The following is a 12840-nucleotide window of genomic DNA, read 5'->3' as shown; positions in this document are numbered from 1 at the left end:
GCATGACATGCCTCGCTACAACGCTCCGTTCGAAATCCACGTCCACGGCGATGTGTCGCTTCGCTCCGATGTGAGCTTCGAGCAAATTCAGGAAGCCCTGAAACCCCTCTGGAAATACGCCGGTGCCCGCTCGCTGGCCGATGGCGCGAACAGTGTCTACGAAGAGGAACCCGGAATCCGCTTCGAGCAGAAGGACCACCTGCTCCAGATCTGCTGGACCGTGGCCGGAGACGAGGATTTCCGACAGGCCCTCGACGAAATGTGCATGGCTCTCAACGAGCTGGCCGAGCAAGGCGCCGCGATCGAGGTCACCTTCTACGACACGGACTTCGACGAGGAGGAGGGCGATCCCGAGGAAGAGTCCCGTGATGACTTCGTCATGCTCTTCATCGGTCCCAACCCGGCCGCGATCATGCAGGTGCAGCGCGACCTTCTGGTCGAGGACGTGGTGAACCTCATGGAGCGCCACTTCGATGGCGCAGAGCTCGGCGGCGTAGTGGCCGAGATCGACAAGCTCTTCGGCGACCGCTTCGATGCGCTGGTGAACTCCCTCGAAATTGGCAAGCGCCCGCGTGGAGGCACCGGTGGGCCGGGCAGTGGCGGTCACGGCGGCGGACGCCGCCCGCGCCACCTGCACTGAGCTGAGGCGCCGCGCGAACCTGGCGCCGGCGCCACGAGGCGGTCAGGCCGCTCCGCTATGCTCGGCGACCTTCTGCTCGAGGAGAGTCGCTTGGCGCTTTTTTCCCAGTCTGCCCTTCGTCCCGGCGTGCGCAAGCGCGAAGTCTTCGGCTGGGCCATGTACGACTTCGCCAACTCGGGCTATACGACTGTCGTGATCACGGCAGTGTTCGCCGCCTATTTCGTCGGCGGAATCGCCAAGGGCGCGCCTTGGGGCCCGTTCGCCTGGACGGTGGCCTTGAGCATCTCCTATGCCATCGTGATGTTGAGCATGCCGGCCATCGGCGCCTGGGCCGACCTCCATGCGGCAAAGAAGAAAGCATTGGCGATCGTCACTGCCGGCTGCGTGCTCGGCACCGCGGCGCTGGCGATCACGCCCCGGCTCGGAGGCCCCTTCGCGGTCGCGCTCGCGATGGGCCTGGTGGTTGTCTCCAATACCTTCTACTCGTACGGGGAGTCGCTGACCGGTGCTTTCCTGCCGGAGCTCGCGACGGCCGAGGGGATGGGCAAGGTCAGCGGATGGGGCTGGGCCTTCGGCTACATCGGCGGCATGCTCGCGCTCGGACTGTGCCTGGCCTACGTGCTCTCGGCCCAGGCTGGCGGCCTGCCGGCTGCGCACTTCGTGCCGGTCACGATGCTCATCACGGCGGCGATCTACGGTCTCGCCGCCTGCGCCACCTTCGCGTTGCTGCCCGAGCGTGCGCAGCCACAGGGAGCGGCCGACAGCCGCAGTGCCTGGCAGCAGCTGAGCGACACCTTCCGCAATGCGCGCGCGTACCGCGATTTCATGTGGCTGCTGGCCTGCACCGTCTGCTACCAGGGCGGTGTGGCAGTGGCGATCACGCTCGCGGCGATCTATGCGGAGCAGGTGATCGGCTTCCTCCCGAGCGAGACGATGGTGCTGATCTTCGTCCTCAACATCGCGGCAGCGCTGGGCGCCTTCGGCTTCGGCTATCTGGAGGACCGCATCGGCCACCGGCGTGCGCTCTCCGGTGCACTGCTGGCCTGGATCGCGGTGTGCGTCATCGCCGCTTCAGTCACAACCAAGGGAGGGTTCTGGTGGGCTGCAACCATCGCCGGTCTGGCCATGGGCTCGAGCCAGTCGGCCGGGCGCGCCATGACCGGCGTGCTAGCGCCGCCGCGGCAGTTGGCGGAGTTCTTCGGCCTCTGGAGCTTTGCAACGCGCTTGGCCGCGATCATCGGTCCGCTGAGCTACGGCGCCATCACCTGGGCGACCGGCGGCAACCAGCGCATCGCGATCCTGGCGACCAGCGTGCTTTTCATCGGCGGCCTGCTCCTGCTGCTGCCGATCGACATGCGGCGCGGCCGGGCGGCGGCGCTGCGCGACGAGACGCCTCAGTCGGGCGTCGGGCCTTTCGCAGGGCGGTAGGCCGTACCGTCGTAGCGCAGCATCCGCGAGGAGAATTTCGCCGGCCGCTCCTGCGTGACGCATTCGTCGCCTTGCGCACTGGAGCGGGTCTCGGTGCGGGTCTGGCGCAGCAGCAGATCGGCGTAAGCGTTGCTCGTGCTGCGGGCGATTGACAGGTTGCCGCGCATAGTCTCGAAATTGCCGGCGCAGTTGGCGTCCCATTCGCCGCGCTCCATCGTCAGCTCGACTCCGTCGAGCACCTTGGCGAGCCTGGGCCCCCGCGGGACGTACAGTGTCAGCGTCTCGTTCGAGTAGGGATTCACGCGCGACGAGCCCTGGCGGAGGATGCGAATGCCGAACGCGCGCGCATCGGGGGCCAGCGTGTACCGCGCCGTGTCGACCTTGATCTCGCCAATGCGCACGGCGTCCTCGCGCATGGCCGCGGCCTCGAAAAGCCGGCTGACGACCTTGGCGCGCTCGGTATTGCCGTTGTCGGCCTGCTGCACCACCAGCACGTCCAGATCGAACTGAGTGACGCCTTGGTCGGCGGAAGGGCGCGGCAGCGGCAGCACGACGATGAAGCGTCCGGCAAAGCCGCGCCAAGGCTCGCACACGGCAAGTTCGTGGTCCAGCGCCCGCCTGGCGTGCAGCTTGGCATGCATGCGCTCCGCGAGACCGGTGTCGCAGGCCGCATGCGCGGCGGCGCTCAGCAGGACCAGCAGGAAGCCAAGGAGCAGTCGTCGAGGCATGTGGCGAGGCGGGAGGGGTCAGGCGCTGGCCAGGGATGCGGCCGCGGCCGGCTGCGCGAGCCAGCGTGCGGCGGCCGCGTCGAGCGCCTCGGGCGCGGCACTGCTCAGGAGCGCCACCGCGCCTTCGCCCAGTACCGCGAGCTGCCCGGCCTGCGCCAGCAGCCGCCGCGTTTGCAGCGCAACCGGTGCGCCGGTGTCGATGAAGCGCACCGCATTGCCGCAATGACGACGCAGCTCGGCCGCGATGAAAGGGTAGTGCGTGCAGCCCAGCACCAACGTGTCGATCTCGCCGGGCGCAGTGCCGAGGCTGCCAGCTTGACGCAGATAGCGCTCGCTCAAGACCGCGATGCCGGGCCCATCGCCGCGCTCGATGGCGCCCGCCAGGCCGTCGCAAGGGACGATACGGAAGCTCGCCTGTCCTGCCACGGAGGCACGCAGCGCCTCGAACTTGCGGCTCTCCACCGTGACGCGGGTGGCGAGGACGGCAACATGGCCGGTTTTGCTGGCGGCCACAGCGGGCTTCAGGGCCGGCTCGACGCCTACCACTGGAAAGGCCGGGTGCTCGGCCCGAAGTTCGTGAATAGCGGCTGCGGTTGCAGTGTTGCACGCGACCACCAGCGCCTTGATGCCATGCCGCTCGCGCAGGTAGCCCGCCACCGTGCGCGTGCGCTGCGCGACGTAAGCGTCGCCGCGCTCGCCGTAAGGCGCATGGGCCGTGTCGGCGAAGTACGCGAAGCGTTCGTGCGGCAACGCCTCGCGCAGCGCATTGAGCACGCTGAGGCCGCCGATGCCGCTGTCGAAGACGCCGATCGGGCGATCGGCAAGAGCACCCGGAACGCTCAAGCGGCTTCCATCATGATGGTCTTGAATTCGCCGCTGGCAATGCGCTTCTGCCACTCGGCCGGGCCAGTGATGTGGGCGCTGGTGCCGCCGGCATCGACCGCCACCGTCACCGGCATGTCGACCACGTCGAACTCATAGATCGCTTCCATGCCCAGGTCGGCGAAGCCCACCACCTTGGCGGTCTTGATCGCCTTGCTCACGAGGTACGCGGCGCCGCCCACCGCCATCAGGTAGGCGCTCTTGTGCTTCTGGATCGCCTCGATCGCGACCGGGCCGCGCTCGGCCTTGCCGATCATCGCGATCAGCCCGGTCTTCGCGAGCATCATTTCAGTGAAGCCATCCATGCGCGTCGCGGTTGTCGGGCCGGCCGGGCCCACCGCCTCGTCCTTGACCGGATCGACCGGGCCCACGTAATAGATCACCCGGTTCGTGAAGTCCACCGGCAGCTTCTCGCCCTTGGCAAGCATGTCTGCGATGCGCTTGTGCGCGGCGTCGCGGCCGGTGAGCATCTTGCCGTTGAGCAGCAGCGTGTCGCCCGGCTTCCAGCTGGCGACCTCGGCCGGCGTGAGCTTGTCGAGGTCCACACGCTTGCTCTTGTTGTAGTCGGGGGCCCAGTCGATCTTGGGCCAGAGATCCAGCGAAGGCGCCTCGAGGTAGACCGGCCCCGAGCCGTCGAGCACGAAATGCGCGTGGCGCGTGGCCGCGCAATTCGGGATCATCGCGACGGGTTTGCTGGCCGCGTGCGTGGGGTACATCTTGATCTTGACGTCCAGCACCGTGGCCAGCCCGCCCAGGCCCTGCGCGCCGATGCCGAGTGCATTGACCTTCTCATAGAGCTCCACCCGCAGTGCCTCCACCTTGCTCAGCTCGGCGCCCGCGCGCTTCCTGGCCAGCAGCTCGTGCATGTCGAGGTCGTCCATCAGGCTTTCCTTGGCGAGCAGGGCGGCCTTCTCGGCCGTGCCCCCGATGCCGATGCCGAGCATGCCCGGCGGGCACCAGCCGGCGCCCATGGTCGGCACGGTCTTGAGCACCCAGTCGACCACGCTGTCGCCGGGGTTCAGCATCACGAGCTTGCTCTTGTTTTCGCTCCCGCCACCCTTGGCCGCGACCGTGACCTCGACCGTGTTGCCGGGCACGATCTCCGTGAAGATCACGGCGGGGGTGTTGTCCTTCGTGTTCTTGCGGTCGAACTGCGGATCGGCGACCACCGAGGCGCGCAGCATGTTGTCCGGATGGTTGTAGCCACGGCGCACGCCTTCGTTGATGGCGTCGTAAAGGCCGCCCGTGAAGCCGCCCCAGCGTACGTCCATGCCGACCTTGAGGAACACGTTGACGATCCCCGTGTCCTGGCAGATCGGCCGCTGGCCCGTTGCGCTCATCTTGCTGTTGGTGAGGATCTGCGCCATGGCATCCTTGGCTGCGGCGCTCTGCTCACGCTCGTAGGCGCGTGCCAGGTGGGCGATGTAGTCGGTGGGGTGGTAGTAGCTGATGTACTGGAGCGCGGCGGCAACCGACTCGATCAGGTCGGCTTGCTGGATGATGGTCATGGCTGTGTCCGTGGGAGGGGAAAGCACTCGCTCAATGCGAGCCATTCTTGTTTGCGACGATACTGGGCGAATGCCCTGGTGCGCCAGGCGCGCCCTCCATTTTGACAGCGGAGCTTTTTTCATGGCGATATCCACCCCCACCCGTATCGAACGCGACACCTTCGGCCCCATCGAGGTGCCTGCCGACAAGCTGTGGGGCGCGCAGACGCAGCGCTCGCTGCAGAACTTCGACATCTCGGGCGAGCGACAGCCGCGCGAGATCATCAAGGCGCTCGCGCAGGTCAAGCGCGCGTCGGCGGTGGTGAACCATGCGCTGGGCCTGCAGGACGATAAGAAGACGCAGGCCATCGCCGCCGCGGCCGACGAGGTGATCGCGGGCCAGCATGGCGACGAGTTTCCGCTGGTCGTGTGGCAGACCGGCTCGGGCACGCAGACCAACATGAACGTGAACGAGGTGCTGGCCAACCGCGCCAGCGAGCTGCTGGGCGGCGAGCGCGGGGAGGGACGCCTCGTGCATCCCAACGACGACGTGAACCGCAGCCAGTCGTCGAACGACGTGTTCCCGACGGCCATGCACGTGGCGGCGGTCGAGGCGCTCACGCATCGCCTGCTGCCGGCGCTTGCGCAGCTGCGCGGGACGCTGCAGCAGAAGTCCGAAGCGTTCGCCGACATCGTGAAGATCGGCCGTACCCACCTGCAGGACGCGACGCCGCTCACGCTGGGCCAGGAGTTCTCGGGCTACGTGGCCCAGCTGGCCCACGGCGAAGCCCATGTGCGGGCTGCGCTGCCGCATCTTTGCGAGCTGGCCCTGGGGGGCACCGCGGTCGGCACCGGGCTCAATGCGCCCAAGGGCTATGCCGAGCAGGTGGCGGCCGAGCTCGCGAAGCTCACCGGCCTGCCTTTCGTCACTGCGCCCAACAAGTTCGAGGCCATGGCCTCGGTCGATGCCCTGGTGCACGCGCACGGGGCGCTCAAGACGCTGGCAGCGAGCATGACCAAGATTGCCAACGACGTGCGCTGGCTCGCCAGCGGGCCGCGCAGTGGCATCGGCGAACTGAGCATCCCCGAGAACGAACCGGGCTCATCGATCATGCCCGGGAAGGTCAACCCGACGCAGAGCGAGGCGGTCACGATGCTGGCCGCGCAGGTGTTCGGCAACGATGTCGCGATCAACATCGGCGGCGCTTCGGGCAACTTCGAACTCAATGTGTTCCGGCCGATGGTGGCGCACAATTTCCTGCAGAGCGTGCGGCTGCTGGCCGATGGCATGCGCAGCTTCAACGACCATTGCGCGGTCGGCATCGAGCCCAATCGCGAGCGCATCACGGAACTGGTGCAGCGTTCGCTGATGCTGGTGACCGCGCTCAATACGCACATCGGGTACGACAAGGCCGCCTTCATTGCGAAGAAGGCGCACAAGGAAGGCAGCAGCCTGCGCGAAGCGGCGATTGCTTCGGGGCACCTCACGGCCGAGCAGTTCGACCAGTGGGTGGTGCCGGAGAAGATGACCGGCCGTTGAAATCCGGTGACCGCCTCAGTGGCCGGCGGAGGGCGCTGGAGCCATCAGCCGGTCGGTGAACGCGATCGCCATCGCCGACAGCAGGAATGCGATATGGATCGCCGTCTGCGCGATCAGCACGCGATCGGTGTAGTTGTCGGCGTTGATGAAGGTCTTGAGCAGGTGGATCGAGCTGATGCCGATGATGGCGGTGGCCAGCTTGACCTTCAGCACCGACGCGTTCACGTGGCTCAGCCACTCGGGCTGGTCGCGATGGCCTTCGAGGTTCATCCGGCTCACGAAGGTCTCGTACCCGCCGACGATCACCATGATCAACAGGTTGGAGATCATGACCACGTCGATCAGTGCCAGCACGACCAGCATGATCACCGTTTCGTTGAGCGTGGTGACCGGCGCCGCCGTCTTGTAGCCGATGCTCGTGATCAGCGACTTGAGCGCTTCCTCGCTTCCGAAGGCCGCTTCCACGAGATGGAGCAGTTCGACGAGAAAGTGCACCACGTACACGCCCTGAGCGACGATCAGGCCCAGGTACAGCGGCAGCTGCAGCCAGCGGCTGGCGAAGATCAGGTTGGGCAGGGGGCGCAGCGGCGAGGCCTTGCCGGCATGTTGCTGGAGGATGGGATCGAGGTTGGACATCGGTGGTGGGGAGGCCTGTGAGTGAGGCGGGGCGCAGGAGACGCGCGATTCTAAAGTCGCGCCACGTGACCGACGTGTCATCGACCACTCGCTACCATGGAGCGTCAGTCGTCCGTAAGTGCGGGCGCCGACATTAGCGCCCGTCAGTCCCCAGCTACATACCGGAGGCAAAGAATGAGCAGCACGATCGAGTCCTTCCTTGTCGAGAACCGCGTGTTCCCGCCCGATGCCCGTGCCGTCAACGGCGCACGCATCGACAGCATGGCTACCTACGAGGCGCTGTGCAAGGAGGCCGCCGACGACTTCGAGGGCTTCTGGGCCCGGCAGGCCAAGGCCAACGTGGTGTGGACCAAACCCTTCACGCGTACGCTCGACGAATCGAACGCGCCTTTCTACAAGTGGTTCGACGACGGCGAGCTCAACGCCTCGGCCAACTGCCTGGACAAGCACGTCGGCACCCCGATCGAGAACAAGACCGCCATCGTGTTCGAGGCCGACGACGGTACGGTCACCCAGGTCACGTACAAGGAGCTGCTGACACGGGTCTCGCAGTTCGCCAATGCGCTGAAATCACAGGGTATCCGCAAGGGCGATCGCGTCATCATCTACATGCCCATGACCATCGAGGGCGTGGTTGCGATGCAGGCCTGTGCCCGCATCGGCGCCACGCACAGCGTGGTGTTCGGCGGCTTCTCGGCCAAGGCACTGCAGGAACGCATCATCGACGCCGGCGCGGTGGCGGTGATCACCTCCAACTTCCAGCTGCGGGGCGGCAAGGAGCTGCCGCTCAAGGCGATCGTCGATGACGCGATCGCGCTGGGCGGCTGCGAGGCATCGCTCAAGACCGTGCTGGTCTACCAGCGCACCGCGACCGCCTGCAACATGGTTGCGGGCCGCGACAAGACCTTCGACGAAGTGCTCAAGGGGCAGGCCAGCGAGTGCGCACCGGAGCCGGTGGGCGCGGAGCATCCGCTCTTCATCCTCTACACCTCGGGCTCGACCGGCAAGCCCAAGGGCGTGCAGCATGCCACCGGCGGCTACCTGCTGTGGTCCAAGCTCACCATGGACTGGACCTTCGACATCCGCCCCGAAGACGTGTTCTGGTGCACCGCCGACATCGGCTGGATCACCGGCCATACCTATGTCGCATATGGCCCGCTCGCTGCCGGTGCGACGCAGGTGGTGTTCGAGGGCGTCCCGACCTATCCGCATGCGGGCCGCTTCTGGCAGATGATCGAGAAGCACAAGGTCACCGTCTTCTACACCGCGCCGACGGCCATCCGCTCCCTCATCAAGGCGGCGGAAGGCGACGAGAAGGTGCATCCGAAGAATTGGGACCTGTCTTCGTTGCGCATCCTCGGCACCGTGGGCGAACCGATCAACCCCGAAGCCTGGATGTGGTACCACCGGAACGTGGGCCGCGAGAAGTGCCCCATCGTCGACACCTTCTGGCAGACCGAGACGGGCGGCCACGTCATCACGCCGCTGCCCGGCGCGACGCCGCTGGTGCCCGGCTCCTGCACGCTGCCGCTGCCCGGCATCATGGCCGCGGTCGTGGACGAGACCGGCAAGGACATCCCCAATGGCGGCGGCGGCATGCTGGTGATCAAGCGCCCGTGGCCCTCGATGATCCGCACCATCTGGAACGACCCGGAGCGATTCAAGAAGAGCTACTTTCCCGAGGAGATGGGCGGCACCATCTACCTCGCCGGCGACGGCGCAGTGCGCAGCCCCGACCGCGGCTACTTCCGGATCACCGGCCGCATCGACGACGTGCTCAACGTCTCGGGCCACCGGCTCGGCACGATGGAGATCGAGTCGGCGCTGGTCGCCAAGACCGATCTGGTGGCCGAAGCCGCGGTGGTGGGGCGCCCCGACGACATGACGGGCGAGGCGGTCTGCGCCTTTGTCGTGCTCAAGCGCGGCCGTCCGAGCGGAGACGAGGCCAGGCAGATCGCAACCGAGCTGCGCAATTGGGTGGCCAAGGAGATCGGGCCGATTGCCAAGCCCAAGGACATCCGCTTCGGCGAGAACCTGCCCAAGACCCGCAGCGGAAAGATCATGAGGCGCCTGCTGCGCAGCATCGCCAAGGGCGAGGCCATCACCCAGGACACGTCCACCCTCGAGAACCCGGCCATCCTGGAGCAGTTGGGGCAGGCCTACTAACCTGGCCACCGAGGCGTGCCCGGCACCCCGCGCCCCCGTCCGACAGGGGTGGGGCGCGGGATGCGTTACAACCAGTCCACCGAATGTCGAGGGGAAACTTTCATGGGACTGAGAACAGGCGTGCTGCTGGTCGTGGTGCTGCTGATCGCGGCGCTCGCGGCGCTGAACTGGAGCGTGCTCGCCACGCCCACCGCGATGTCGGTCGGCTTCATGCAGGTGACGGCGCCGCTTGGGCTGATCATGCTCGGCCTCACGGCGCTCCTGGGCATCTTCTTCGTGGCCTACGTGGTTTACCTGCAGACCACGGTGCTGCTCGAGACGCGGCGCCACACCAAGGAGATGCAGGCCCAACGCGACCTGGCCGACCGCGCCGAGGCCTCGCGCTTCACCGAGCTGCGCAACTTCCTGGAAGCCCAGGAGAATGCCCACATGGCGCGCAACGCCGAGCGGCATGCGGCGCTGCTGGCGCGTGTGGAGCAGCTCGAGACCATGATCAAGGTGCGGTCCGACCAGACCGACAACACGCTCGCGGCCCACATCGGCCAGCTCGAGGATCGCTTCGACCGGCGGCCGCCGGCGGTGACGGCTACGGGCGGCGGCATGCCGCCGCCCGTCTGAAGAAGCCGGGCGCCGCTACTTCGTCGACAGGACCCAGGCCGCAAGCTTCTTGGCTTCGGCCTCGTTGACCTGGTTGTTGGCTGGCATCGGCACCGCCCCCCACACGCCGGACCCACCCTTCATGATCTTGGTCGCCAGCATGTCGGCCGCTCCCTTGTTGTCCTTGTACTTGGCAGCCACGTCCTTGAAGGCGGGGCCGAGGACCTTGCGGTCGACGGCATGGCAGCTCATGCAGTTCTTGGAAGTGGCCAGTGCAAGGTCGGCCAGGGCGGGGGACGTTGCGGCCAGGCCGATGATGGCAGCGAGAAGCGCTCTTTTCATGGGGTTCCGTGACGTGGTGCGTTAAAGTCGATCCAACGCGATTGTAGGTAGCGCGGTGCACGGTCCATGAAGATGCGGCCGGACGATCGGAGGGGTTCTCTCATGTGGTTTCTTTTCCTCGGCCTGCTCGGCGTGGCCCTCAAGTACTTCGAGGTCGGCTTCGTCGCGCAATGGAGCTGGTGGGTGGTGCTCATCCCCTTCGCGCTGGCGGCTGCCTGGTGGGCCTGGGCCGATGCCTCGGGCTACACAAAGCGCAAGGTGGTCGAGCGGGAGAATGCACGCCGGCAGGCCCGCATCGATCGGCAGCGCAGCCAGATGGGTCTGCTCACCAGCCGCTCCAACCGGCGCCGCCGCGGGCGCTGATCCGGCGGCTCAGGCGCGCAGGCTGTTGCGCGTGATCAGCGGTGCGATGAATCGTCGTCCGAGCCGGTGGACCACCCAGAAGGCCGCGGTAATGAGGGCCGCCAGCAGCAGGCCAGCCAGGACGTCGAAGGGGAAATGCACGCCCACATAGATGCGTGCCCAGCCCGTCAGGGCGGCGACGGCCAGGAGCGCAAGGCCGATCTTCCTGAGCGGTGCGCGCAGGCAGAACACCAGGCCAACGGTGAACATCACGGTCGCGTGCGCGCTCGGCAGCGAGCCGCGGGCGCCGTGCTCGATATGCGCCGGGCTCAGGCCCAGCATGAAGGGGCGCGGCATGGCGAAGGCATCCGCCAGTTCATGGGCGAGCAAGGCGGCAACCCCCGCGGCAAACAGCGAGGCCAGCACGTAGAGCCGCTGCGCGGGCCAATGCCACGCGGCCCACGCCATCAGTGCCACGCACAGCCAGGAAGCTTGTTGCGCCACGTTGCTGGCAACCCATAGAAGCACCGGATTCGGGTTGTGCCCGGCGCCGAGGATCTGGAAGAGTGCAATGTTCAGCGCCTGCATGGCAGGCATCATAGGGTCGCCATGCGGCGAGTTGATCAACGAACCCTTCAAGCTCCGTTCAGGATCGTCTCGGAAAGTACGGCAGGCTCAGGCCGCCACGCCCAGCAACTCGTGCAATCGCGTGCTGGTCGTCGTGTACTGCAGGGGCACGGCCTTGCCGGGGAACACGATCCCCGTGGCTGCCCAGGCCGCCAGCGTCGCCTCGTGGAAGCCGCAGACGATCAGCTTCTTCTTGCCCGGGTAGGTGTTGATGTCGCCGACCGCGAACACCCCCGCTTCGGAGGTCTGAAAGCGCTCGGTATCGACCGGCACCTGCTTGCGCACCAGGCTCAGCCCCCAGTCGGCGATGGGACCGAGCCTGGGCGAGATGCCGAGGCAGGCGATGAGCGCATCGAGCGGCAGGGCCAGGGTTTGCGCATCGGGTGTCGAGATCTGCAGCACCTGCCCGTCGAAAGCCGCGGGCTGGCCCACCGCGAAGTGCATCGCGCCTTCGGCCACCGCCGCCCGCATGCGTGCGAGCAGGCCCTCGTGGGCCTGGAAGCCGTCGCGCCGATGCACCAGCGTCACTGTGCTGGCCCGACCCACGAGCGCCAGTGCAGTGGCCAGCGCCGCGTCGTCGCCGCCATTGACAACCACTGCCTGGCCGTCGAAGCGCTCCAAAGATTCAGGGTGGTAGAAGAGCGCAGATCCTTCGAAGCGCTGGATGTCATCGAGCGTGATGCGCTTGGGGACGAAGGCGCCGACGCCCGCGGCAATGAACACCGTCCTGGCGAGAAAGCCCATGCCCGTGGCGGTGCGAAGCAGCAGGCGCTGGTCGGGCTGCCGCTCGAGCGTGGCGACCTGCTGCTCGAAATGAAAGGTGGGTTTCAGCGGCACCAGCTGCTGCAGCAGCGCCGCCACCAGGCCGCGGCCGCTGGTCGCCGGAATCCCCGGGATGTCATAGATGGGCTTGTCGCCATACAACTGCACGCACTGACCGCCTGCGGCGGGCAGCGTGTCGACGATGTGGCAGGAGATCTCGAGCAGGCCCAGCTGGAAGGCCTGGAACAGCCCGACCGGGCCGGCGCCGATGACCAGCGCGTCGGTTTCCGTGGGCTTGGGGAGCGTGCTCAGCGCACCAGCTCCCCGATCTTGTCGGTCTTGTCCTTCCACTCGTCGGCGTCCGGCAGCGCGGGCTTGCGCTTGGTGATGCTCTTCCAGCCGTCGGCCAGGGCCAACTCGGCATTAAGCTTGATGAAGGCGAGCTGATTGGCCGGCAGATCTTCCTCGGCGTAGATCGCGTTGACAGGGCACTCGGGGATGCAGACCGCGCAGTCGATGCACTCGTCCGGGTCGATCACCAGCATGTTGGGGCCTTCGCGGAAGCAGTCCACGGGACACACATCGACGCAATCGGTGTACTTGCAGCGGATACAGGATTCGGAGACGACGTGGGTCATGGCTGGGCTTGGGATCGAACGGGGG

The 12840-nt window shown here is 66.9% G+C and carries 14 protein-coding genes; 6 read left to right on the top strand and 8 right to left on the bottom strand.

What is annotated here, in order from left to right:
• Nucleotides 1-7: 7 nt before the first annotated feature.
• Both G3W89_RS15015 and G3W89_RS15010 read left to right on the top strand, forming a co-directional pair.
• Nucleotides 8-640 carry a DUF6806 family protein gene (locus G3W89_RS15015; RefSeq protein WP_162574937.1) on the top strand — a complete coding sequence of 211 codons (633 nt, stop codon included), beginning with the start codon at nt 8-10 and terminating at the stop codon, nt 638-640.
• 90 nt (nt 641-730) lie between these two features.
• Nucleotides 731-2068, top strand: a complete 1338-nt coding sequence (locus G3W89_RS15010; RefSeq protein WP_162574936.1) for an MFS transporter — start codon at nt 731-733, stop codon at nt 2066-2068.
• Here G3W89_RS15010 and G3W89_RS15005 read toward each other — a convergent pair.
• Genes G3W89_RS15005 through G3W89_RS14995 form a run of 3 tightly spaced genes read right to left on the bottom strand, consistent with a single transcriptional unit; the run spans nt 2035 to nt 5186 of the window.
• Nucleotides 2035-2796 carry a hypothetical protein gene (locus tag G3W89_RS15005; protein WP_162574935.1) on the bottom strand — a complete coding sequence of 254 codons (762 nt, stop codon included), beginning with the start codon at nt 2794-2796 and terminating at the stop codon, nt 2035-2037. The genes G3W89_RS15010 and G3W89_RS15005 overlap by 34 nt on opposite strands.
• A gap of 18 nt (nt 2797-2814) precedes the next feature.
• A complete protein-coding gene (gene murI / locus G3W89_RS15000) occupies nt 2815-3639 on the bottom strand; it encodes a glutamate racemase (protein ID WP_162574934.1) in 825 nt (274 codons plus the stop codon).
• Entirely contained in the window at nt 3636-5186 is a 1551-nt protein-coding gene (locus G3W89_RS14995) for a fumarate hydratase (protein ID WP_162574933.1), read from the bottom strand. Before G3W89_RS14995 ends, murI begins: the two co-directional genes overlap by 4 nt.
• A gap of 121 nt (nt 5187-5307) precedes the next feature.
• Here G3W89_RS14995 and fumC point away from each other — a divergent pair, with 121 nt between their 5' ends.
• The gene (gene fumC, locus G3W89_RS14990; protein ID WP_162574932.1) at nt 5308-6705 is read left to right on the top strand and encodes a class II fumarate hydratase; all 1398 of its coding nucleotides are present in this window, start codon (nt 5308-5310) and stop codon (nt 6703-6705) included.
• Between the two features lie 15 nt (nt 6706-6720).
• Here the strand turns inward: fumC and G3W89_RS14985 are convergent, their stop codons facing one another.
• Nucleotides 6721-7341, bottom strand: coding sequence for a YqhA family protein (locus tag G3W89_RS14985; RefSeq protein ID WP_162574931.1), 621 nt, complete (start codon nt 7339-7341; stop codon nt 6721-6723).
• Nucleotides 7342-7515: 174 nt separating this feature from the next.
• On the opposite strand from G3W89_RS14985, the gene acs reads away from it, so the two are divergent.
• Together acs and G3W89_RS14975 are read left to right on the top strand one after the other, a co-directional pair.
• Nucleotides 7516-9507 (top strand): acetate--CoA ligase, encoded by a 1992-nt coding sequence (acs, locus tag G3W89_RS14980; RefSeq protein WP_162574930.1) that lies wholly within the window; start codon nt 7516-7518, stop codon nt 9505-9507.
• Between the two features lie 102 nt (nt 9508-9609).
• Nucleotides 9610-10125, top strand: a complete 516-nt coding sequence (locus G3W89_RS14975; protein ID WP_162574929.1) for a LapA family protein — start codon at nt 9610-9612, stop codon at nt 10123-10125.
• A gap of 15 nt (nt 10126-10140) precedes the next feature.
• Here G3W89_RS14975 and G3W89_RS14970 read toward each other — a convergent pair whose 3' ends face one another.
• Nucleotides 10141-10446, bottom strand: coding sequence for a c-type cytochrome (locus G3W89_RS14970; protein WP_162574928.1), 306 nt, complete (start codon nt 10444-10446; stop codon nt 10141-10143).
• Between the two features lie 102 nt (nt 10447-10548).
• Here G3W89_RS14970 and G3W89_RS14965 point away from each other — a divergent pair, with 102 nt between their 5' ends.
• Nucleotides 10549-10809 carry a TIGR04438 family Trp-rich protein gene (locus G3W89_RS14965; RefSeq protein ID WP_162574927.1) on the top strand — a complete coding sequence of 87 codons (261 nt, stop codon included), beginning with the start codon at nt 10549-10551 and terminating at the stop codon, nt 10807-10809.
• A gap of 9 nt (nt 10810-10818) precedes the next feature.
• Here the strand turns inward: G3W89_RS14965 and G3W89_RS14960 are convergent, their stop codons facing one another.
• From G3W89_RS14960 to fdxA, 3 genes are all read right to left on the bottom strand, one after another.
• The gene (locus G3W89_RS14960) at nt 10819-11376 is read right to left on the bottom strand and encodes a phosphatase PAP2 family protein (protein WP_162574926.1); all 558 of its coding nucleotides are present in this window, start codon (nt 11374-11376) and stop codon (nt 10819-10821) included.
• Nucleotides 11377-11463: 87 nt separating this feature from the next.
• Nucleotides 11464-12528, bottom strand: coding sequence for an NAD(P)/FAD-dependent oxidoreductase (locus G3W89_RS14955; RefSeq protein WP_162574925.1), 1065 nt, complete (start codon nt 12526-12528; stop codon nt 11464-11466).
• Nucleotides 12486-12815 (bottom strand): ferredoxin FdxA, encoded by a 330-nt coding sequence (fdxA, locus tag G3W89_RS14950; protein ID WP_162574924.1) that lies wholly within the window; start codon nt 12813-12815, stop codon nt 12486-12488. Before fdxA ends, G3W89_RS14955 begins: the two co-directional genes overlap by 43 nt.
• Nucleotides 12816-12840: the final 25 nt, after the last annotated feature.

The sequence above is a fragment of the Variovorax sp. PBL-H6 genome, from assembly GCF_901827155.1.
In the GTDB taxonomy this organism is placed as follows: Bacteria; Pseudomonadota; Gammaproteobacteria; order Burkholderiales; family Burkholderiaceae_C; genus Variovorax.
This window is presented reverse-complemented; position numbering and strand designations above follow the sequence as displayed.

What these genes read in the sequence shown, in the direction of transcription:
- G3W89_RS15015 (WP_162574937.1), top strand. Translation starts at nt 8, where the DNA reads ATGCCTCGCTACAACGCTCCGTTCGAAATCCACGTCCACGGCGATGTG.
- G3W89_RS15005 (WP_162574935.1), bottom strand. Translation starts at nt 2,796, where the DNA reads ATGCCTCGACGACTGCTCCTTGGCTTCCTGCTGGTCCTGCTGAGCGCC.
- G3W89_RS14995 (WP_162574933.1), bottom strand. Translation starts at nt 5,186, where the DNA reads ATGACCATCATCCAGCAAGCCGACCTGATCGAGTCGGTTGCCGCCGCG.
- fumC (WP_162574932.1), top strand. Translation starts at nt 5,308, where the DNA reads ATGGCGATATCCACCCCCACCCGTATCGAACGCGACACCTTCGGCCCC.
- G3W89_RS14985 (WP_162574931.1), bottom strand. Translation starts at nt 7,341, where the DNA reads ATGTCCAACCTCGATCCCATCCTCCAGCAACATGCCGGCAAGGCCTCG.
- acs (WP_162574930.1), top strand. Translation starts at nt 7,516, where the DNA reads ATGAGCAGCACGATCGAGTCCTTCCTTGTCGAGAACCGCGTGTTCCCG.
- G3W89_RS14975 (WP_162574929.1), top strand. Translation starts at nt 9,610, where the DNA reads ATGGGACTGAGAACAGGCGTGCTGCTGGTCGTGGTGCTGCTGATCGCG.
- G3W89_RS14970 (WP_162574928.1), bottom strand. Translation starts at nt 10,446, where the DNA reads ATGAAAAGAGCGCTTCTCGCTGCCATCATCGGCCTGGCCGCAACGTCC.
- G3W89_RS14965 (WP_162574927.1), top strand. Translation starts at nt 10,549, where the DNA reads ATGTGGTTTCTTTTCCTCGGCCTGCTCGGCGTGGCCCTCAAGTACTTC.
- G3W89_RS14960 (WP_162574926.1), bottom strand. Translation starts at nt 11,376, where the DNA reads ATGCAGGCGCTGAACATTGCACTCTTCCAGATCCTCGGCGCCGGGCAC.
- fdxA (WP_162574924.1), bottom strand. Translation starts at nt 12,815, where the DNA reads ATGACCCACGTCGTCTCCGAATCCTGTATCCGCTGCAAGTACACCGAT.